Annotated in this window: 22 protein-coding genes and 4 pseudogenes; 20 read left to right on the forward strand and 6 right to left on the reverse strand. The window is 37.4% G+C overall.

All coding sequences use genetic code 11. The features are described 5' to 3' along the window. The first annotated feature begins 16 nt into the window (after positions 1-16). From BVU_RS16115 to BVU_RS16140, 7 genes and pseudogenes are all read left to right on the forward strand, one after another. Positions 17-1,689 (forward strand): annotated as a pseudogene (locus BVU_RS16115) (RagB/SusD family nutrient uptake outer membrane protein). 61 nt (positions 1,690-1,750) lie between these two features. Then, positions 1,751-2,442: pseudogene (locus BVU_RS23055) on the forward strand (potassium channel family protein). A gap of 284 nt (positions 2,443-2,726) precedes the next feature. Next, a pseudogene (locus tag BVU_RS16125) lies at positions 2,727-3,026 on the forward strand (transposase); the annotation flags it as partial. A 434-nt stretch (positions 3,027-3,460) separates the two neighbouring features. After that, on the forward strand, positions 3,461-3,730 hold the full coding sequence (locus tag BVU_RS22875; RefSeq protein WP_049764364.1) for a hypothetical protein: 270 nt from the start codon (positions 3,461-3,463) through the stop codon (positions 3,728-3,730). After that, entirely contained in the window at positions 3,723-4,319 is a 597-nt protein-coding gene (locus BVU_RS16130) for a DUF1573 domain-containing protein (protein WP_229035951.1), read from the forward strand. Before BVU_RS22875 ends, BVU_RS16130 begins: the two co-directional genes overlap by 8 nt. Before the next feature lie 265 nt (positions 4,320-4,584). Further along, entirely contained in the window at positions 4,585-4,842 is a 258-nt protein-coding gene (locus BVU_RS16135) for an NVEALA domain-containing protein (protein ID WP_012055598.1), read from the forward strand. Continuing rightward, positions 4,836-5,894, forward strand: coding sequence for a BF3164 family lipoprotein (locus BVU_RS16140; RefSeq protein WP_012055599.1), 1,059 nt, complete (start codon positions 4,836-4,838; stop codon positions 5,892-5,894). Before BVU_RS16135 ends, BVU_RS16140 begins: the two co-directional genes overlap by 7 nt. A 220-nt stretch (positions 5,895-6,114) precedes the next feature. Here BVU_RS16140 and BVU_RS16145 read toward each other — a convergent pair whose 3' ends face one another. The 3 genes from BVU_RS16145 to BVU_RS22880 are packed head-to-tail and all read right to left on the reverse strand — an operon-like array spanning position 6,115 to position 7,344. Further along, the gene (locus tag BVU_RS16145; protein WP_012055600.1) at positions 6,115-6,390 is read right to left on the reverse strand and encodes a hypothetical protein; all 276 of its coding nucleotides are present in this window, start codon (positions 6,388-6,390) and stop codon (positions 6,115-6,117) included. 28 nt (positions 6,391-6,418) lie between these two features. Next, positions 6,419-7,186 (reverse strand): KilA-N domain-containing protein, encoded by a 768-nt coding sequence (locus tag BVU_RS16150; RefSeq protein ID WP_049764365.1) that lies wholly within the window; start codon positions 7,184-7,186, stop codon positions 6,419-6,421. Between the two features lie 35 nt (positions 7,187-7,221). Next, positions 7,222-7,344 carry a hypothetical protein gene (locus tag BVU_RS22880; RefSeq protein ID WP_256192615.1) on the reverse strand — a complete coding sequence of 41 codons (123 nt, stop codon included), beginning with the start codon at positions 7,342-7,344 and terminating at the stop codon, positions 7,222-7,224. A 171-nt stretch (positions 7,345-7,515) separates the two neighbouring features. On the opposite strand from BVU_RS22880, the gene BVU_RS16155 reads away from it, so the two are divergent. Next, positions 7,516-7,773: a hypothetical protein gene (locus tag BVU_RS16155; protein ID WP_005852383.1), complete on the forward strand. Its 258-nt coding sequence runs from the start codon at positions 7,516-7,518 to the stop codon at positions 7,771-7,773. 253 nt (positions 7,774-8,026) lie between these two features. Here the strand turns inward: BVU_RS16155 and BVU_RS21790 are convergent. Then, positions 8,027-8,190, reverse strand: a pseudogene (locus tag BVU_RS21790) (transposase); the annotation flags it as partial. A gap of 124 nt (positions 8,191-8,314) precedes the next feature. After that, positions 8,315-9,160, reverse strand: a complete 846-nt coding sequence (locus BVU_RS16160; protein WP_005843472.1) for an alpha-1,2-fucosyltransferase — start codon at positions 9,158-9,160, stop codon at positions 8,315-8,317. A 911-nt stretch (positions 9,161-10,071) separates the two neighbouring features. Here BVU_RS16160 and BVU_RS16165 point away from each other — a divergent pair. The 12 genes from BVU_RS16165 (at position 10,072) to BVU_RS16215 (ending at position 19,209) form a co-directional block, all read left to right on the forward strand. Then, positions 10,072-10,917, forward strand: a complete 846-nt coding sequence (locus BVU_RS16165) for a mechanosensitive ion channel family protein (RefSeq protein ID WP_005843474.1) — start codon at positions 10,072-10,074, stop codon at positions 10,915-10,917. A gap of 33 nt (positions 10,918-10,950) precedes the next feature. Further along, the gene (locus BVU_RS16170; RefSeq protein WP_012055603.1) at positions 10,951-11,628 is read left to right on the forward strand and encodes a porin family protein; all 678 of its coding nucleotides are present in this window, start codon (positions 10,951-10,953) and stop codon (positions 11,626-11,628) included. 166 nt (positions 11,629-11,794) lie between these two features. Next, positions 11,795-12,553 (forward strand): ion transporter, encoded by a 759-nt coding sequence (locus BVU_RS16175; protein WP_012055604.1) that lies wholly within the window; start codon positions 11,795-11,797, stop codon positions 12,551-12,553. A 228-nt stretch (positions 12,554-12,781) separates the two neighbouring features. Next, entirely contained in the window at positions 12,782-13,420 is a 639-nt protein-coding gene (locus BVU_RS16180) for a porin family protein (RefSeq protein WP_008669072.1), read from the forward strand. Positions 13,421-13,785: 365 nt separating this feature from the next. Continuing rightward, on the forward strand, positions 13,786-14,307 hold the full coding sequence (locus BVU_RS16185; protein WP_012055605.1) for a hypothetical protein: 522 nt from the start codon (positions 13,786-13,788) through the stop codon (positions 14,305-14,307). A gap of 21 nt (positions 14,308-14,328) precedes the next feature. Next, a complete protein-coding gene (locus tag BVU_RS16190) occupies positions 14,329-14,850 on the forward strand; it encodes a porin family protein (RefSeq protein WP_005843483.1) in 522 nt (173 codons plus the stop codon). A 271-nt stretch (positions 14,851-15,121) separates the two neighbouring features. After that, a complete protein-coding gene (gene fldA / locus BVU_RS16195) occupies positions 15,122-15,625 on the forward strand; it encodes a flavodoxin FldA (RefSeq protein ID WP_005852395.1) in 504 nt (167 codons plus the stop codon). A gap of 16 nt (positions 15,626-15,641) precedes the next feature. Then, the gene (locus tag BVU_RS16200) at positions 15,642-15,986 is read left to right on the forward strand and encodes a DUF2023 family protein (RefSeq protein ID WP_005852397.1); all 345 of its coding nucleotides are present in this window, start codon (positions 15,642-15,644) and stop codon (positions 15,984-15,986) included. Between the two features lie 142 nt (positions 15,987-16,128). Next, on the forward strand, positions 16,129-16,299 hold the full coding sequence (locus tag BVU_RS22570) for a hypothetical protein (RefSeq protein ID WP_005843488.1): 171 nt from the start codon (positions 16,129-16,131) through the stop codon (positions 16,297-16,299). 19 nt (positions 16,300-16,318) lie between these two features. Beyond that, positions 16,319-16,615 carry a thioredoxin family protein gene (locus tag BVU_RS16205; RefSeq protein WP_005843490.1) on the forward strand — a complete coding sequence of 99 codons (297 nt, stop codon included), beginning with the start codon at positions 16,319-16,321 and terminating at the stop codon, positions 16,613-16,615. A 128-nt stretch (positions 16,616-16,743) separates the two neighbouring features. Continuing rightward, entirely contained in the window at positions 16,744-18,507 is a 1,764-nt protein-coding gene (gene aspS / locus BVU_RS16210; protein ID WP_012055606.1) for an aspartate--tRNA ligase, read from the forward strand. Between the two features lie 174 nt (positions 18,508-18,681). After that, a complete protein-coding gene (locus BVU_RS16215; protein ID WP_012055607.1) occupies positions 18,682-19,209 on the forward strand; it encodes a methylated-DNA--[protein]-cysteine S-methyltransferase in 528 nt (175 codons plus the stop codon). A gap of 93 nt (positions 19,210-19,302) precedes the next feature. Here BVU_RS16215 and BVU_RS16220 read toward each other — a convergent pair whose 3' ends face one another. After that, positions 19,303-19,893 (reverse strand): DUF4251 domain-containing protein, encoded by a 591-nt coding sequence (locus BVU_RS16220; protein ID WP_005843495.1) that lies wholly within the window; start codon positions 19,891-19,893, stop codon positions 19,303-19,305. Positions 19,894-19,998: the final 105 nt, after the last annotated feature.

Raw genomic sequence — 19,998 nt, forward strand, 5'->3', positions numbered from 1 at the left:
TTAACACAAAACTTTTATGAAACTGAAATATGTACTTTATATGGCGGCTGCCCTGTCTCTGACAGGCTGTAATGACTCTTTTCTGGAAAGAGGCCCGCAAAATTTGAATGACCAGAGTTTTTGGATATCTGTCAATGACCTGAAAGCCTATGCCAATGCCTTTTATGGTCTGATACCGGGAGGAGTCAGTGTTCTAGATGACACGGACAGTGACATCCAGGTCCCCAACGATATCAATTCTTTCCTATGGGGACAATATGTCGTGCCTACAGAAGGTGGCGTATGGCAAAAATCAAACTGGCAGAATATTCGTAACATCAATTATTTCATGACACATTATCAGAGTGTGCAGGCTGCCGAAGCGGATGTCAACATTTATGTAGCTGAAATGCGTTTCTTCCGTGCGCTGGAATATTTCAACAAGATTCAGCTTTTGGGAGATGTGCCTTGGCTGGAAGTTGACCTGAATGTGGACAGCGAGGAACTGTACGGTCCGAAAATGAAGAGAAACCAAGTGTTCCAAAAAATCATCGAAGACCTGGATTTCGCCATCCAATGGCTGCCGGAAGCAGGCAGTGAAGAAGCCAACCGCCTGAATAAGGACATAGCCAGACACGTAAAGGCACGTTTCTGCCTGAATGAAGGTACCCATTATAAATACCATGATGAATTGGAATATGCCTCAGAAGCAGAAAAGTGGTTGCAAATGGCTGCAACTGAAAGTGACAAGCTTATCACATCAGGAAGATATGAAATCTATAATACGGGCCATCCACAAGAAGACTATTTCAATATGTACCGCATAGACGACAAGAGTGACCTGAAAGAGGCCGTCCTCTACGTGGATTATAAGACGAACATACGTGAACACAACATGGCAGCTGCAGGACGTGAGGCCGGATGCGGTTTCTCCAAAAGTTTTGTAGAAAGCTTCCTTTGTTCGGACGGGCTTCCCATTTCACTAAGTAATAAATATTTAGGCGATGAAACAATGAGAAAGGAAACGGCCAACCGTGACCCCCGTCTGAAACAGCTGATCCTCACCAACGATTTTCCGACAAACGTGACAGATGACCTGAAGGACTCTACTTTTGTGGTGAATGAGGATGAGTTTATCACCCAGCACTGTTTCACAGGATACAGACCTATCAAAGGATTCAATCCCATATACTCACAGGCGTTGTATATGAAAAGCTCCTTCGATGGCATCGCTTACCGTTATGCAGAAACCCTGCTGATCAATGCGGAAGCAAAAGCGGAATTGAATACCATCACCAATGCGGATTTGGATAGAACTGTCAACCAATTAAGAGACCGTGTTGGAATGCCTCACCTGACAGTAATGTAGGTTTTACCGATCCCAAATGGCCGGACTGGGGATACAGCCTGAGCCCTGTTTTACAAGAGATCCGTCGTGAACGCTGCATTGAGTTGGCAGGAGAAGGTTTCAGATTCAATGACCTGAAACGTTGGAAAGCCGGTAAACTGCTCAATAATGTACTGACTTATGTGGGAAAAAGAAAACCTGACGGTAATCTGGCCATTGTATATCCCAACTACACGAATCCCGACCTTTCATATCAGGCAGGAAAAAGCCGTACTTGGGAGGACAAGATGTACCTTTATCCGATTCCGACAGGAGAACTTCAGAGAAATCCGCAATTGTTACCACAGAATCCGGGATGGTAGATGTAGTAACAATAGATTTCCCAGCTGTGATTTAGATTGACAAGGAAACCACCATGGGCAGATATGTACTGGTGGTTTCCTTTTATTTTATCAGGTCGATTTCTATGGAATAACCTTGGTTTTTCTTTATTGTATGTACAACGTAGAGTGAAATTGACAAATATCTCCAATGATGCTAGTACTGATATCAAGGCACAAAGTATCGACATATCCATAGAATAGAAGTGGAAGATGGGGCTGTCTGACAATTTTGATTTGTTTTTGGATATAGAGCCTTCTTTTCTCTTTTGGGTAAATGAGGATAATTGAGGACGCAAACTTACCCATATAGCTGTGGATGTTATAGATAAAGATCTTCTATCTGTGGGATGGCGTTCGACTGAAGTCGGATTGAACTTCCGAATTATCGGTATGGCTCTTGCTTCTGCCAGAGAAGAACTTGAAACAGTCTACACAGCTAGTTTTATTACAATTTGCTTTTCCGCCATTTTGATGTACTATATTGAAAGGAATGCACAACCTGAAGTCTTTAAAAATATCGGTGACGGAATCTGGTGGACCATTATTACATTTGCTACAGTCGGATATGGTAACATTTATCCCATTACCTTTTTGGGGGAATTATTGGGTTGTATTATTTGTCTGGTAGGTGTGACAATGGTAGCTATTCCGATCGGTATCATTAGTTCTTCTTTTATCAATATCGTACAAAAGAAGAAACAAAACCTAGAAAAAGAAAATGATAGTCAATAAGAAGGTTGATATAATTAACTTTTGCTAATAGATAGGTTGTAAAAGAGATTTTGTAGCGTTTATTTGCGATTTTTTCTGCAAATAGTAGACATATAGATAATTATTGTTATTTCTCAACTACTTAATAGAGAATGGGAAACTTTAGTTATATGTAGATAAAATAGTACGAGCAATATTGTTTAGGTTAAGCAGAATGGTATGAAGGATTGTTTTAAAGTGAGGATGTAAATAAAACTGTGTCAGCAAAGAGTAAAATATTAACTTTGCTAACACGGTTTTTTTGTATGAAAGAAGAATTTGATTTTGAGAGTATCAAGAACAAGGCAATTGAGCAGCTGAGAGCAGGTAAGCCCTTGTTAGGTAAAGACGGTGCTTTTGCCCCTTTATTGGAAAGTATCCTGAATGCAGCTCTAGAGGGTGAGATGGATGCACATCTTACAGAAGAAGAACGTCAAATGGGTAACCGCCGTAACGGGAAAATGCAAAAGCAGGTCCAGACACCATTAGGTGAGGTAACCGTATCCACTCCTCGTGACCGTAATTCAAGTTTTGATCCACAATTTATTAAGAAGCGTGAGACCATTCCCCTATTACAGGAAAAGAAATATACTATACAGGCAACCTATACGACAGGGATAAAAGAAAATCATACCGGTCAAAAATGTAAAAATAGATATCGCCAAAAGCCGAAATGATACTACTACCATTTGGCTGGATAATATACATTTTACAAACTTCTTCAAAAAACTATGGGCTAAATTACAACAATCACTAAACCTCAATATCTAGATTTTATCTATAAATCACCTATAACTTACCTCAAAATAAGTACTTACATCATAATGCTCATTCTTCCAGGGGGGCGGAATGAGCATTATGATGATTTCGTTACGAAATCAAACAGACTGTTGCTAAGGAGATTCTAGGTAAACTATGCTGTGCCGTGTTGTACAACATAGTTGTAAACAGCAAAGACATTGAAATTTAGGTTAACTTTACACAATTAAAGAAGCTAAATATGAAAAGCACAATCTTTATCTTTCTTTTGCTCGTAACAATGTCCTGCCAGAACAGTGAAAGGAAACAAATCGAGCAACTGGTAAAAGAATGGACCGACAGGGAAATCCTTCTGCCCGAAGGACCTGTCTTCACCCGCTTCGCCACTGATACTAATCCAACCTGCCAGATACAAGGTAATCGTATTTGTGGATTCGGTGGGCTGCATCAGTTGCAAGCTCCAGTTACCCAAATGGAAGGACCTGATCAACGAGGTGGATTCATTGAGTGAAACAGACATTCCGTTTCTGTTCTTCTTCCAGACAAAGAATGTAAGTGAAATTAGACATATCCTTAGATGCGACAACTTTGCAAATCCAGTATGCATCGATACAGCAGACGATCTTTACAAACTGAACCGATTTCCCAGCAATATGATGTTCCAGACTTTTCTAGTGGATGCCGGTAACCGGGTGAAAGTCATTGGGAATCCAATCCACAACCTATCTGTCAAAGAACTCTATCTAAAGGAGATAGCAGGCATCAAGTCTACTGCATGGTCCGTTACGATCATCCAACTAGATTCCACAGAATACCATTACGATACAGTAGGTGAAAATGAGACTGTTGATAAAAAGATTACACTCTACAATGCAGGAAAGGAAGTGTTCCGCATAAAGGGTGTCACCACTTCCTGCGACTGCATGATGGTGAACTACGGATGGGATGAGATACAGCCTGGTGAGAGCGCTGTCATGACAGTGAGCTATAAAGCGGAAGAACCGGGTGATTTCTGGCGGACCATAACCGTATACGGAAATGTTGCAGAAAAATCCTTTACGCTGGATTTCTACGGATCAGTCAGAACGGGTGATGGATAAGTGACGGTTCTTTAACTCCTGATACCTGTATTCAATTTATGTCGAATCCAACAAGTTTAAAAGAGAAGAGTTGCTTCCAATGCAAGATAATTCAATGTTTTGAAGTACTACAAATCGATGATTTGTATCTTCATAAAGAGTTTATGGAAACAATAATAACACATAAATGAATAATGTCATGAAGAAAATTTTCGGTAAAATTTACCCGAAGTATTGTTTTTTAGAATAGCATTATTATATTTGTAAATATTTAAATTCTAAATACTTGAAAGATGAAACAAACATTAAAACTATAGCCTTAGCTATAGTTTTAATCGCAGGATATAATGTGTATACATCACAACAAGATGTAAAGATGTTTAGTTTAACTTTAGCTAATATAGAAGCTTTAGCTATGGATGAAACAACCCAATGTGATAATGCCAACGGATATCGTAGGATCCTTGAGGGAGATGAACGAATATATGATTGCTGCTATCTGGAAAAAGTAGGAAAAGGAAAAGAGGATTGCAAAAGATGGTGAATAAATCTATACTTTTAAAATCATTGCATATATATTTTTTTATATATGCAATGATTTTTTGTGGTTGTCAGCATACCATAAAAGTTCAAAACGAAGTAAAAGAATGCACAAAGGGCGATTTAAAGAATGAAACTATCCATTCTGTTGCTATCAAACTTCCTTTTTTATTTTATCCTGAAAGATGGTGTCTAAATGATAGTAAATTATATGTGTTAAATAGTCGGATTAATCCGTTTTTAACTATCTACAATCTGCAAGAAAATTCATATATACAATATGGAAATATAGGTCAAGGTCCTAAAGAATTCATTGTTCCATCATTATGTGAAATGAAAGAGCCAGAGAAGATTGGAATTTACTCAAACAGCATGAATAAACTAGATGTCCTTCATTTCAACTCTGATTCATTATTGTATGTTAAGACCTTGCATTTTCCTTTATGGAATAAACAAAGAGGAATACCTAAAGCATATACTCGTTTGATTCAATATAATGATAGTTTATTCATTGGTACAAGTTTTATGCCCAAAGAAATTTCGGTGGAACTTATGAATCTAAAAACAGAAAAAGTAGTGAATAGTGTAAACTTTCCTTTAAAGCCTAAGGAAGGAGAATATTCAAGACCTTACGAGTGTAAAATTGCAACTGAAATGAATTTTATTGTTGCAGCTTACCGTTATATCAATCGTTTGGAGATTTACAAACTCTCTGATCAGAAATTTCAACTTAATACTATTATAGGAGATGCAAATAATCAATATGATTTATATCGCTTAAACAAAGATAATGAAATGATTCTTCATTATTCTGACATAGTTTGTGGAAAAAATCAAATTTATGCTCTTTATCGAGGTGTAAAAGAAAAAGAACTATCTTCCGCAAATAGCAAGATAGAAGTGTATTCCTATGATGGAACACATTTACGAACTTTTGATTTAGGAAGAAGCATTGAGAAAATATTAGTAGATGAATCTTCTATGCGCATTTATGCTTTCGATAGAAATGAAGAAAAAGACATTGTGTTTTGCTATGCAATAGAATCAAATACATGATACCATAGTGTAAATTATTACATTAATGATATAATAAAGATTCTAATCTCTACTTTTTTCTTTGTTTACATCTTGACAATACTCATAATCTCAGGTTTTCAAACTACAAGATAAGCATAATACTTCTAAAAAATCTAATATGTCTTGGAACGGGATGAACTCAATCCGGGTGCAAAACTAATATATTTCAATGATATATGTTGCTTTTATCGCCTATAATTCAGTGTTTACGTGTATTTTTCCGAAAGTACGAACTATCGGCGGCAATTTTATAAAATCGGCTGGCAAAAAGAAAATCATTCATCCCATTCACGGGTTGTAATGTGTTAGGGGTATCTGCTTTGTCATTTTTATAATATTTGAGAACTTTTTTTAATTCATTACGATTTTCTTTTGCATAGATAAGGGCTTTATCTAACATTTTATCCTCATGTTCATAGTAATATCTGAATGTAAGGATTAATATTAAAGAAAGAACAATATATATTTTTTTCATATAATAGCATATTATTAAAGTCGTTCTTTCATTTTAGTAGCTTGCGATCGTTGTTATCACCCTCTAACACTTTCATCTGTTGAATTGCAATCTGATTAAGTTTTATCAACCGTTCACCCTGCGGAATGCCTTGGTCTATGAATACCGCATTGAGGTTCTCCATATTTGAAAGGCAGATCAATTCGTTTATAGAGGCATAGTCCCGGATATTCCCCTTCAGTTCTGGGTGCTGTTTACGCCACATCTTGGCGGTCATGCCGAACATCGCCACATTCAGCATATCGGCTTCGTCAGCATAGATAATACTGGCTTGTTTGGCGGTTACCTCTGTCGGGATAAGGTTCTGTTTGATTGCATCGGTATGTATGCGGTAATTTATCTTGGATAGCTCACGTTTGGCAGACCAGCCTAATTGGGTTTGTTCCTGTTCTTTCAGACGTTGGAACTCTTTCAACAGATAGAGTTTGAATTGGGGAGAATCCCAAGAGGCAAATTCAAACGCAATGTCCTTATGGGCATAAGTGCCGCCATAGCGTCCGGCTTTTGCAATAAGTCTTCTCGAATTTGTCTTTTCAGTCCATTGCTTCACTGACAGAATAAACCGGTTCAGTCCGGCTTCATTTTTAATTCCCTCGAATTCGGGGAAATTAAAATCCGGATTGTACATTTCTTCCCATATTCCAAGGAACTCTATCGTATTTTTGTTGCGTAACCATTTTTCGATAAGAGCCAGTCCGTTCTCTATGTTACGCACCATATCCGTTAATGATATATAATCCTTGTCATCGTGGTTGATATTACTTTAATAACGGCACAACGCTTCCCCAGTTTCTATATTATACCAATTTTTACAGACATATACCAAGTATAACAACCATCATCCACATTCAAGCCTTCCACATCAAGAACCAAATCCTCATCCCGAAAATCATTCAACACTTCATCCTCTATCATAGTGCAGAACTGACCGATCAAAGCATGCAAAACACCATTAAATTAAAAATCCAGAGTAAAAATAGATTTTTTTTCTATATGATAATATTATTTGAATTGCAAATAATATTATTTATCCATTGTTTTATTTATTATTTTATCTATCTTTGTATATTGTCAAAATAATCAGTTATGAATATATCAAAAGAAGGAATAGCGATAACAAAACGTTTCTTTGAAGCGATAGATATGCTGAAAGCACAGAAACGTATGCGTGGGCTTCTTACATACACCAAGGCCCATGATATAAATTATTGGAACATAAATACAGTCAGAAACCAGCCGGAAGTAAGTGTCCTAAAACCTGAATGGATAGCGTACTTGGTCCTTGACTATGGGATTTCGGCTGATTGGATTTTGACGGGTAGGGGAGGGATGTTTAAACAATAAATGTTCAAAAACTTATCCTTATAATCAAATCTGTTGTTTGTAACTTATTTATTTTCAGATTATTGATTAATAAAATGGAGTCTGCTTTGGGAGCAGGGGGTCGTGGGTTCGAATCCCGCTACCCCGACGGATGAGAATCAAGGAGTTACGGTAAAATGTAGCTCCTTTTTTTATTCTCCGAATGGGGCGGTTTACCTTTGGTTTAACCAAGTGAGTTAGGGTCAGCGGATTTTCCCGGTTGGCAAGCTTTCTTTTAAGCGTATAGCCTAGCCAGTCTGAACATGAAGAATTTCCATCAGCCACCCCTCTTAACTGGCTTCGAAAAGCTTTGATTTTAGCATTGAACGACTCTGCTGAAGCATTTGTCAATCGTTCTTCAAAATAATTTATGATGGTCGTACTATGGTTTGAAAAGGTGTGTTAAACCAAAAATGAACATGGATGCTACAATTTCCGCTGAGCCGAAATTTCGGCTCAGCGGATTCCGAAATGCCAATTATTTTTTAGCTTTCCAGACGTGCGTATTCATGTGTATTATGGATTAACTCACTGGTACTTTTATCCACCCCGTAGGATAGATATCCGGAGCTTCGGAATGCTGGAACCAACGACTAGGCACAATTACCGTTTTGTCCATATTGGGATTTAACCATGCTCCCCACCAGCTGAATGTACTGTTGCAGATGATGTGATGTTTGCAATGACTCATAAGCATCATATCTTGCCAACTGTCTTCATCCGTATTCCAATCAATATATACTGCATTCTGCAATGGAAGATTTTCCTTTACCCAAGCAATGTCATCTGAAAAAATATAGTAAGATGGAGAGGCAACTCTTCTGCTCATTTCCGCTATTGCGTTTTGATAGTAAGGTAACTGGCATACACTTCCGGTAGTAGCCCAATGCTTGGGTTGCAAATAATCTCCACGACGAATATGTAGAGATACTGCGTTTTCATCCTTGTCCAAAATTTCAAGCATATTAAGACTTCTACTGTTGGCTTTATTCTTGTCAAAAGTGAAAGACTCCCTAACTTCATCCTTAATATCTGCAAAGAAACGTTCCGACTGATAAAATCCTTTAAAATAAAGTAAAGGCCAAAAGTATTTCTTTTCAAAAGCTCGTAAACTATTGGGAGCTTGTTTCCGTTCATATATTTTTTTGAAGAAAAGGAATTCGATAACTTTTTTCAGAGGTTGGTTTATACAAAATTCTGTATGGGGCAGATTAAACACACGATGCATTTCATATCCGTAGTGCACTTTATAATGCATCATGTCCGAAAGGTCTATACGCACTTTGGGATAGTACTTTTTCATTCGCAAATAAAAAGCGTAAATAAACATTTGATTTCCCAAACCACCTGTTACTTTTATAAGTCTCATATTTCTTTGTCCTTTTTTTGTTATCTGCAATATTCAATTTACATTTCGACATTGTTTATATATAAATTGACTTCGCAAAGGTATTAATTTTATCAGAGTGTACAAACATCTTAAAAAAATATTGTTTTCTCTAATAGCAGCTTATTATCTTGTTATGATATAGTGAACTAACCGTATGAAAGAGTACAGGGTAAAGTTTAGAAGAAAGATCAGAAGATAGTATGATATATTGGTTGCCTTTCTGTGGTACAGCATGTAAGTAATGGTTCTTTTGATGGAAGTGGGTTGCTTTGTCAACGGAATGAATTTCCGAGTTTACTCTCATTAAAACTCTTACGATATTTTTTCTAAATGTCGAATGCTGTAAAGTTTAAGGTAGAGTGAATCTCTGAAATATTTTGTATTTTAGTTATGTTTTGTTAGAATATTTTTCTTGTTTTCATTATTGAGTATTATTTACAGAGAAGTACCTAAAAATACAGAAAATGATTGGTTTGATACTCTTTAAGTATGAATTAACTAGTTGGTTTTATGTTTTTTTACTGGATCTTTTTGATTAGTTATGCAGCATGGAGTGCTAGATTGTTCTTGTGCCGTGCATTTTTCACCTAGTATAATAGTGCTTCACCGATGTTTCGGCAAATATTACCGAAAAAAATTAAATATATTATCTTAGAGTTGTATGCTTGATACAGAATACGGTGCTTAGGTTCTCTCTTTTAAGTGATAAGTTTGGTTTTTATCAATTATATATGATATCTTTGCGGCTTTAAATATCCGACTATTTAGGAATGTAAAAATATATTGGATGATTTATTGGAACATTGCGAAACTATACTGTCAGGATGTGCTGGCATATTTGCAATATGATCGTGACAAGCTGATTAATTTTTATTTGTTAAACGAAAAAAATGAATTTATTATTATTGAATGCAGCCTCAGGCAGTAAACTTGAGCAAGCACTGGAGAAACTGGTAGATTTTGGAATGGACGCTGGTAAGGATATATTTGTCGCCATTCTGATATATTCAGTCGGTCGTTTTATCATTAAGCAGATTAGTGTATTAATAGCCAAAGTTCTTGAAAAACGGAAGATAGAAACCAGTGTACAGACTTTCTTGAAAAGTTTAGTGAAAATTTTATTGAACATGGTACTTGCTTTTGCCATAATCAGCAAGTTGGGAGTGGAAACGACCAGTTTTGCTGCACTTTTGGCGTCAGCCGGTGTGGCTGTAGGTATGGCACTTTCCGGCAATCTTTCCAATTTCGCAGGTGGTTTGATTATACTTGTTTTTAAACCGTTTAAAGTAGGCGATTATATAGATGGACCTGGAGTAAGTGGTACAATAAAAGAGATACAGATTTTCCATACCATACTTTCCACTCTTGATAATCGGATGATATACGTTCCCAACGGGATGCTCAGTGGAAATGCTGTGATTAATTACAGCAAACAGGAAATGCGCCGTGTTGAATGGGTATTCGGAGTAGAATATGGAGAGGATGTACAAAGGGTAAGAACCGTATTGCAACGTATTATTTATGCGGACAAACGTATTTTGGATACTCCTGCCCCTATCATTGTTTTAGGCTCATTAAGTGCGAGTAGCGTTGACATTACTGTCCGTGTTTGGGTAAAAACAGCTGATTACTGGAATGTTTTATATGATATTAATGAGATTGTTTATACGACATTTAATAAAGAAGGAATCGGATTCCCTTTCCCACAACTTACTGTGCATCAATCTTCAAAATAATAGAAACATATTCAACTTCTTAAATAAATGATCATGAAAAAATTAATTTGTTTTTTTACGATTTTCGTATTTTGGGGAATCACTGATAGTATAGCTCAGGGATTACATTTTGGGGTAAAAGCCGGTGTGCTTGGCAACAAAGCAAATATTAGTGGCATGCGTGACCAGTTTAAGGAAGAGAGTTTGACAGGATTTCAAGTAGGGCCTATGTTGCAATATCAAACAGGATTTCATGGTATCGTTTTGGACTTTTCTTTGCTGTATGTAGAGCGTGGAATCAAACTGACAAATACCTCTAACAGACGTAGCGCTGACATTAAAACACAAAGTATTGATATTCCTATAGAACTGAAATGGGAAATGGGAATGTCAAATAATTTTGATTTGTTTTTGGGGGTCGGTCCTTCCTTTTCTTTTTTGGTAGACAAGGACAATTGGGGACGCAAACTTGCTCATATAGCTGTGGATGTTATAGATAAGGATCTTCCATCTATGGGATGGCGTTCGACTGAAGTCGGATTGAACTTGGGAGGTGGAGTGAAAATTGTAAATCATTTAATGGTAAGTTGCTATTATAATATAGGATTAACCCAGTCTGCCAAGCATAATATAGGAGGCAATAAGCATGATGCCATAGATCAAATTTTTGATGGTGATGTATTCGAAAGCAAAAATAGATATTGGCAGTTATCACTTGCTTATGTGTTTTAGTCAGATAATTGCGGATCGTTTTTAGCAATACAAAACTAAAAAGCGGCTTTTATTATTGAGAAGGTTTGTAGTAAAACATCCAATAAAAGAGTCTGAATAACAAAGTGATTGCATCCGTGTGTGGAAAACACACGGATAGCATGAATAAATAATTTTTTTTGCAAAAATGAAATTATATATTTTGATTCAACAGTTATTGAGAAGAAAATTTGTTCAATATTTTGTTCTTTTCTTCATTCTGATTTCAATTATAGCCGTCATTGCAAGTTCATTTGAAGAAATGGCCACATACAAAGTACTGTTATTCGGCATTACTTATGTGTCTTCTTTTATTTTTCTTATTGAATACACAGCCCGTATCGTATCTGCACCGGCACTCTATCCCGGTATGAAAACAGCAAAGGCACGTCTGAAATATACATTCTCTTTTTATGGTTTTGTTGACTTCGTGGCAGTACTGCCTTGTGTTCTTACCTATGCATACTGGGATACGGAAGTCGTTCATGTCATTATTTTACCCTATATCTTCATTATTTTTAAGTTAATACGGCACTCGCGATCTTTCCGAATTATCGGTATGGCTCTTGCTTCTGTCAGAGAAGAACTTGAAACAGCCTACACAGCTAGTTTCATTACAATTTGCTTTTCCGCCATTTTGATGTATTATATTGAAAGGAATGCACAACCTGAAGTCTTTAAAAATATCGGTGACGGAATCTGGTGGGCCATTATTACATTTGCTACAGTCGGATATGGTGACATTTATCCCATTACCTTTTTGGGGAAATTATTGGGTTGTATTATTTGTCTGGTAGGTGTGGCAATGGTAGCCATTCCAACCGGTATCATTAGTTCTTCTTTTATCAATATCGTACAAAAGAAAGAACAAAGAGAGAAATTCAATAAGGAAGAGGAGAATAGATGATAATAAAGTTCCCCAAAAACAACTGTTGGGGAGTATATTCTTTTCTTATAGATAATTTCTATAGTTATATGAAAAACTTTGGATTCTTAAAAATAAACCATATAGTCTTTAGAATGTGCATAACAAAAGTCTGCTTGAGGTGACAACGAACTTATAATTGTTATATCTTTGCATTGTCATTGTTGAAGCAATGATAAAATAAATAATCTTTAATCAAAACTTATGATTATGAAAAAAAGTATTTTAACCGTATTGTTTGCGTTAATCTGTACTATGGGATTTTCGCAGGTGTCTTTTAATGTAAAGGCTGGTCTTAACCTTAGTAGTTATATTGGTGAGAATTCAGATCACTCCGAATTTAAACCCGGAGCACGTATCGGAGTGGGGATGGAGTATCAGTTTAATGATATGATATCTTTACAGCCTTCATTGTTTTTTTCGCAAAAGGGGGCAAAATATTCAAGTGGATTTGACGGAAATATAATAGATGCTGATGCTGATGTGAAAATTAACCAGCTCTATCTTGAACTGCCTGTTAACGTACAGTTTCGTTTTAATATTGCAGATAACACCAACCTTGTCATCGCGACAGGCCCTTATTTGGCTTGCGGAGTAGGTGGTAAGGCTAAATTCGATGGTGACGCATCCGTTGGAGGCATCCATATTAATGGTGATGACAAAATAGACACATTCGGTGATGACGGACTGGATTACAACAGATTTGATGCAGGATGGAACATCGGTCTGGGTGTGGAGTTCGGAAAGATTCTCGTAGGTCTTGATACCCAACTTGGTTTTTGCAAGGTAATGGATGGCGATGCCCCCCATAATGCAAATATAGGCATTACTTTAGGATATAAATTCTAAGCAAACTCTTTCATACCCCCCTCTCTAGTCTGTGCTGGTTTGCACGGTTTTGAGAGGGGTTTTATTATAATTTTCACAACCGATGTCAGTTCTTGGCGAAAGTAAGAAAATAGCAGTAAGGTAGTTGAAAAAGTTAGAGACATTCAGAAAATAGTATAAAGGCCGCTTTACCATCATGTATGCAGGTTATTTTATCATTATTGCCAGCAAGAAACCATTTAAAACAATCATTGGGAAGGAAAAAAGAAGTAGTTTTTTTATCAAAATGTAAAATTAGACAGTATCTAAATTCTCCATAAAAAATTGTGTATTGCTTTTTTATATCTATATTTGCAATTTCAATAGTTTTATTGCCAGATTTTAATATGAAACGAATTCAAGTACTGTTATTATTTATAGTCATTTCTTGTTCCATGTTTGCACAAGACAGGCTTTCTCTGTTCATAGGCAGGGCGAACAAGTATGCAGCTGTGGAGTTATCCGACTATCGGAAACGTTTATGCGTAGAATATAATATATCTAATCAATTATTGGATGATTATTACAGAAGATGTGGTAGTAATTGGGGGAATGTCGGTTTGGCTCTTGAAATAGCAAAGACTTCCGGCAGGCATATGCGGGAGGTGTGTGACTATTACAAGCGTTACCACCGGAATGGCTGGAATCGTATATTGGTAGAGATAGGCATAAAACCAGGGTCGATGTACTATGATCCATTTTATGACAGGATTCGTTATCATAGCGAATGCTGGCGTGAACATTATTGCTCTTATTGTGACCATCATGATAAGCATCATCGCAAGCATTATAAAAAACACAAGCGTCATAAACATCATAAATGGCACGATGATGACGATGATTGGGATGATGACGATGAAGACGATTAACACACTTATATATTTTTAAAAATGAAAAAGATCTTTATTTTTTTAGGACTGATGTTTGTCATGTTGAGCAGTACCTACGCTCAAAAAGGCAGACAGGCAATTGGATTTGGATTAAGTTACGGAACAGAAATTGAAAGTGCTGGATTGGGAATTAAATACCAGTACAATATCACTAATCCTCTCCGTATTGAACCTTCATTCAATTATTTTTTTGAGAATGACAATGTAAGTATGTTGGATTTAAATGTGAACTTCCACTATCTTTGTCCGGTAGCTCAAAGTGTCAAACTTTATCCGCTGTTTGGTCTGACCATGTCCAACTGGATGTTTGACATGCATGATTTGGATGTTGACTGGGATGGAGACCACGTCCATGTTGATGATGGGGGTAACCATAATGAATTCCGTATCGGGGTTAATCTCGGAGCCGGAGCGGAATTCGCTTTGGGACGTAACTGGGCTATGAATGTTGAATTCAGATACCAATTGGTTGATGATTTTGACCAAGGGGTTATTAATTTCGGAGCTGCTTATCGGTTCTAAAAACATATTAATGTGTCAAAACGAAAATGACTGCTCCTAAAAGTTACAGATAGTAATTATAACACTTAAAAGGGTCGTATCAAACTCTGTCTTGAGTAATGATACGACCCTTTCTTTAGTCTTTTAGGATGCTTAAATTTCAGATTATAAGTTTATGTTTTCAAAAACTGAGTTTTGTCTCTTGAACTTTATTAAAATCACTATTTCTAGGTATTTCAGAATCTCTTTCAAACCTTTTACTTTGCAACAAACAAATTAAATGATTTGCTGTATGAAAAAAATGGGTATAATTTATGGTTCCTCTACTGGAACTTGTGAGAGCATCGCACAGACAATAGCTGAAAAATTAGGTGTGGCATCAGTTGATGTAATTGATGCAAGTAAAATTACCACAGAAAAAGTGGAAAGTTATGATATTTTATTGTTAGGGACTTCTACTTGGGGAGACGGTGAATTGCAAGATGATTGGTATGACGCCATTAAAACGATAAAGACTGCAGATTTGAATGGTAAAATAGTTGCTCTCTTTGGCTGTGGAGATTCAGAATCCTATTGTGATACATTTTGTGACGGTATGGGAGTTATATATGACCAGTTAAAGAATTCAGGTTGCACTTTTGTGGGGGCAGTTTCTGCCGATGGGTATTCGTATTCATCTTCTATAGCGATAATCGATGGGAAATTTGTAGGTTTGGCTCTTGATGACGTGAACGAAAGTGGCAAGACTGAAGAACGTATTAACAGTTGGGTTGAAGAAATAAAGAAGAACCTGTAATTTTGACAATTGCCTTATGATAGCTTCAGACATAAACCCGGTAGAATTGAAAGTATTTCTGAATCATATTTATGAATTAAAAAAAGGAGTACGTCAGATGGTACTCTATACTACCAAGAGGAAGTATGAAGATTTTGCTGTAAAACGGCTGATCAATCAAAAGATTAATTACATAATCCAGCCCGTGGGAAATGATAAAATAAACCTGTTTTTCGGTAGAAAAGAATGCATTAATGCCATTCGTTTCCTAGTGAATCAGCCACTGAACAAATTGTCACCCGAGCAGGATTTTATTCTTGGAGCTATGCTGGGGTATGATATTTGTGCACAATGCAAACGTTATTGCGACCGTAAAGTATAATAATCTCAATTTCACGTAGTTTTAAATGTAGTAGTAAAGGGGTGTCTGAATAATTTTCAGGCATCCTTTTTCACTTTTTATGTGAACCATCTTTTTATCTATTTTGTTGCATTATTAGCATAAACCTTAAAAATGAGAAGATATGGGTAAAGAAGAAAAGAAAAAGATGGAACAAAAGGATGAGCTGACGAATAGTGGTCAGCGGTTTCCTGTTGAACAAGTGTCCAATACTGGTAAGCCTACCAAGAAGCAGGTGAAAGCAGCGGTAAAAGAGTTGAATCCTGACGTGAACAGTTTAGGAAGTAGAGGATAATTTAAAATTGAAAACAGTAATGGATATAACTGGAAAAATAGAAGAGGTAAACCAGTCGGACTCATTATTGCTGGTTGTGTTTTATGCGGATTGGTCTCCCCATTGTGAATGGATTGAACCGCTGTTACATGAATTTGAAAAACCGGTCAATATTGTAAGAGTCAATATAGAAAGTAATCGGAAAGTAGCCGATGCCTATGAAATAGAAATAGCTCCCAGCTTTGTCCTCCAACGTAAAGGCAAGATGTTGTGGGAGAAAACTGGTGAAGTATTTCCAGGAGAATTAAGGGATGTCATTGAAATGTTCAAGAATTGAGATCTGTACATCCAGATTAAAAAAGTTCCGTTGGTATACAGCTACGGGACTTTTTTTCTTGTAGGCAGTTTTGTACAATGGAAAACATATCGTACCTTTGCCAAACAATTGATTAAATTTAAGAATATATGTTCAGAAGTCATACTTGCGGAGAGCTCAGACTTTCCGATGCAGGCAAAAGTGTAACGTTGGCAGGTTGGGTACAGCGTGCACGTAAAATGGGAGGGATGACGTTTGTCGATCTTCGTGACCGTTACGGTATTACCCAATTGGTATTCAACGAAGCGGTGAATGCCGAACTTTGTGAACGTGCCAATCACTTGGGGCGTGAATTTGTTATTCAAATAACCGGTGAAGTGAACGAACGTTCAAATAAGAATATGAATATTCCCACCGGTGAAATTGAAATTATCGTATCGGTATTGAATGTACTTAATTCAGCGGTAACTCCTCCTTTTACGATAGAAGATAATAGTGACGGAGGTGATGATATCCGTATGAAATTCCGCTATTTGGATTTACGCCGTAATTGTGTGCGTAAAAATTTGGAACTTCGTCATAAAATGACAATGGAAGTGCGCCGATATTTGGACAGCAAAGGGTTTCTGGAAGTGGAAACTCCTATGTTGGTAGGTTCTACTCCTGAAGGAGCCCGTGATTTTGTTGTTCCTTCACGTATGAACCCGGGACAGTTTTATGCACTGCCACAGTCTCCGCAAACACTGAAGCAATTGCTGATGGTTTCCGGCTTTGATCGTTACTTCCAGATTGTAAAGTGTTTCCGTGATGAAGATCTTCGTGCAGACCGTCAGCCTGAGTTTACTCAGATAGACTGTGAGATGAGTTTTGTTGAACAAGAAGATATCATTTCCACTTTCGAAGGAATGGCAAAACATTTGTTCAAGGAGTTACGTGGAGTCGAGTTGAGCGAACCGTTTCTGCGTATGACATGGGCCGATGCCATAAAATATTACGGTAGTGACAAACCGGATTTGCGTTTCGGCATGAAGTTTGTGGAATTGATGGATATCATGAAAGGTCATGGCTTCTCTGTTTTTGATGATGCGGCATATATTGGTGGTATCTGTGCGGAAGGCGCTGCAAGTTATACCCGTAAACAGTTAGACCAATTAACAGAATTTGTCAAGAAACCTCAGATCGGTGCGAAAGGTATGGTTTACGCCCGTGTGGAAGCTGATGGCAATGTAAAATCCAGTGTAGACAAATTCTATTCACAGGAAGTACTTCAGCAGATGAAGGAAGCTTTCAGTGCCAAGCCGGGTGACTTGATCCTGATTCTGAGTGGTCCTGATGCTATGAAGACCCGCAAGCAGTTATGCGAACTTCGTCTGGAAGTGGGACGTCAGCTGGGACTGCGTGATAAGAATAAATTTGCTTGTCTGTGGGTTGTTGATTTTCCGATGTTTGAGTGGAGTGAAGAAGAAGGCCGTCTGATGGCCATGCACCATCCGTTCACTCATCCGAAAGAAGAAGATATTCCTTTGTTGGATACAGATCCGGCTGCTGTTCGTGCCGATGCTTACGATATGGTAGTAAACGGTGTAGAAGTAGGAGGTGGTTCAATTCGTATTCATGATTCACAATTACAAGCCAAGATGTTTGAAATTTTGGGCTTTACTCCGGAAAGAGCACAAGAACAATTCGGCTTCCTGATGAATGCATTCAAATACGGAGCACCTCCTCATGGTGGTTTGGCATACGGTCTTGATCGCTGGGTTTCTTTGTTTGCAGGACTTGATAGTATCCGTGACTGTATAGCATTCCCTAAAAATAATAGTGGACGTGATGTGATGTTGGATGCTCCCGCTGCTTTGGATCAATCACAATTGGATGAGTTGAATCTGGTTGTTGATATAAAAGAGGATAAGTAAGTTTTTTCCGCTTTTTATATAGGATATTGTATAAAAGGCCGATAACGGGACGATCCGAACAAAGCGTAGTGAATGCTGTTTCAGCTAATTCGCTACGCTTTGTCTTTTTGGTTTAAAGTAGTCCGATAAGCTGAAACAGCTTATAAACATATGAAGGAAGCATATAAAAAGTGTATGAAAGAGAAAAATACGATCAAGATAAAGAGTTATGAATCACCCTGCGGAGTGTTGCTGCTCGGTTCATTTGGCGGAAAACTCTGCCTGTGTGACTGGCAGGTGGAAAAACACTGCGATCGTGTGAATCAACGGTTGAAGCGGGTATTGTGTGCCGAATTTGAAATAAGTACGTCAGAAATAATCGAAGAATCAATAGAGCAACTCAACGAGTATTTTGCAGGACAACGCAAAGAATTTAGTGTGCCGCTTCTTTTTGTGGGCACGGATTTTCAGAAAACAGTATGGAATGAACTGTTAAAGATACCGTTTGGCAGGACAATGTCTTATGGTGAAATGGCCAGGCATATCGGGATGCCCCAAGCAGTTCGTGCGGTAGCCAATGCTAATGGTGCAAATTCCATATCAATCTTTGCACCTTGCCATCGTGTGATCGGTAGTGATCACTCGCTGACAGGATATGGAGGCGGACTGTCCGCTAAAAGGTTTTTATTGGAATTGGAATCACAACCTCGGTTAATGTTATGAGCAGACAAGAAACATTTCCAATGCTATAATAATAAATAAAAAGGAATGGGTAGTGAAAATGCCCATTCCTTTTTCTCATATCTTCTTAATGAATTACCATGTTGTTCCTTGGAATACACTACTTTCGTTATAGGGAACCAGATATCCGTTCATTGTCAGCGTATTGCCTGAGAAATTTGGATTTATAGTAACACTGGCCTGATTGGTTCCGCCAGTCAGTACAATGGAAACGGTGGCCGAAACGGCAATCCCATTAATTCCATAATTATAGTACACATTACCGTCTTTATCCTGGCGCATACTTATTCCGTTCACATTTCCCTGAACCGTGACACCTCCCAAGCCGTTCGGGCTCCAGTTATACACAAAATTAGTAAAGGCGGTCTGAATAATACCTTGCCCATCGTTTACTTCCACATAATTCGTGTTAGAGGAAACAAAACGCATTATTCCATTACGGAATACAACGTTATCAGCTTCTAATACAAAAGAACCGTTTTTTAAAGCATTAATTGCTTGGACGTAGGATACAGAGTCCTGCTGAGCTTCCAAGGCTTTCTTTTCCTGACGTTCTTTCTTCCATGCTTCGCGTTTAGCGTCTTCTCTTTGTTTTCTGGTTTGTGCATTTGTCACTCCGCTGAAGCAAACAAGTAACAATGCGGCTAAAAATAATACTTTTTTCATAATTAAGCTGTTTAGTAAATCAATAATATCTTTTGAATATTCTGATAACTAAAACAGCCTTAACCATGAATTGTTTAACGAATATGTGAATTTATATAACGATAA

Source organism: Phocaeicola vulgatus ATCC 8482 (assembly GCF_000012825.1).
GTDB classification, from domain to species: Bacteria; Bacteroidota; Bacteroidia; order Bacteroidales; family Bacteroidaceae; genus Phocaeicola; species Phocaeicola vulgatus.

Bases quoted from the DNA above. Each gene is read 5' to 3' on its own strand.
- BVU_RS16140 (WP_012055599.1), top strand. From the start codon at position 4,836: ATGGTGAATAAATCTATACTTTTAAAATCATTGCATATATATTTTTTT.
- BVU_RS16205 (WP_005843490.1), top strand. From the start codon at position 16,319: ATGGATATAACTGGAAAAATAGAAGAGGTAAACCAGTCGGACTCATTA.
- BVU_RS16175 (WP_012055604.1), top strand. From the start codon at position 11,795: ATGAAATTATATATTTTGATTCAACAGTTATTGAGAAGAAAATTTGTT.
- BVU_RS16185 (WP_012055605.1), top strand. From the start codon at position 13,786: ATGAAACGAATTCAAGTACTGTTATTATTTATAGTCATTTCTTGTTCC.
- fldA (WP_005852395.1), top strand. From the start codon at position 15,122: ATGAAAAAAATGGGTATAATTTATGGTTCCTCTACTGGAACTTGTGAG.
- BVU_RS16215 (WP_012055607.1), top strand. From the start codon at position 18,682: ATGAAAGAGAAAAATACGATCAAGATAAAGAGTTATGAATCACCCTGC.
- aspS (WP_012055606.1), top strand. From the start codon at position 16,744: ATGTTCAGAAGTCATACTTGCGGAGAGCTCAGACTTTCCGATGCAGGC.
- BVU_RS16170 (WP_012055603.1), top strand. From the start codon at position 10,951: ATGAAAAAATTAATTTGTTTTTTTACGATTTTCGTATTTTGGGGAATC.
- BVU_RS16200 (WP_005852397.1), top strand. From the start codon at position 15,642: ATGATAGCTTCAGACATAAACCCGGTAGAATTGAAAGTATTTCTGAAT.
- BVU_RS16160 (WP_005843472.1), bottom strand. From the start codon at position 9,160: ATGAGACTTATAAAAGTAACAGGTGGTTTGGGAAATCAAATGTTTATT.
- BVU_RS22570 (WP_005843488.1), top strand. From the start codon at position 16,129: ATGGGTAAAGAAGAAAAGAAAAAGATGGAACAAAAGGATGAGCTGACG.
- BVU_RS16220 (WP_005843495.1), bottom strand. From the start codon at position 19,893: ATGAAAAAAGTATTATTTTTAGCCGCATTGTTACTTGTTTGCTTCAGC.
- BVU_RS16145 (WP_012055600.1), bottom strand. From the start codon at position 6,390: ATGAAAAAAATATATATTGTTCTTTCTTTAATATTAATCCTTACATTC.
- BVU_RS16155 (WP_005852383.1), top strand. From the start codon at position 7,516: ATGAATATATCAAAAGAAGGAATAGCGATAACAAAACGTTTCTTTGAA.
- BVU_RS16180 (WP_008669072.1), top strand. From the start codon at position 12,782: ATGAAAAAAAGTATTTTAACCGTATTGTTTGCGTTAATCTGTACTATG.
- BVU_RS22880 (WP_256192615.1), bottom strand. From the start codon at position 7,344: ATGATAGAGGATGAAGTGTTGAATGATTTTCGGGATGAGGATTTGGTT.
- BVU_RS16190 (WP_005843483.1), top strand. From the start codon at position 14,329: ATGAAAAAGATCTTTATTTTTTTAGGACTGATGTTTGTCATGTTGAGC.
- BVU_RS22875 (WP_049764364.1), top strand. From the start codon at position 3,461: ATGAAAAGCACAATCTTTATCTTTCTTTTGCTCGTAACAATGTCCTGC.
- BVU_RS16165 (WP_005843474.1), top strand. From the start codon at position 10,072: ATGAATTTATTATTATTGAATGCAGCCTCAGGCAGTAAACTTGAGCAA.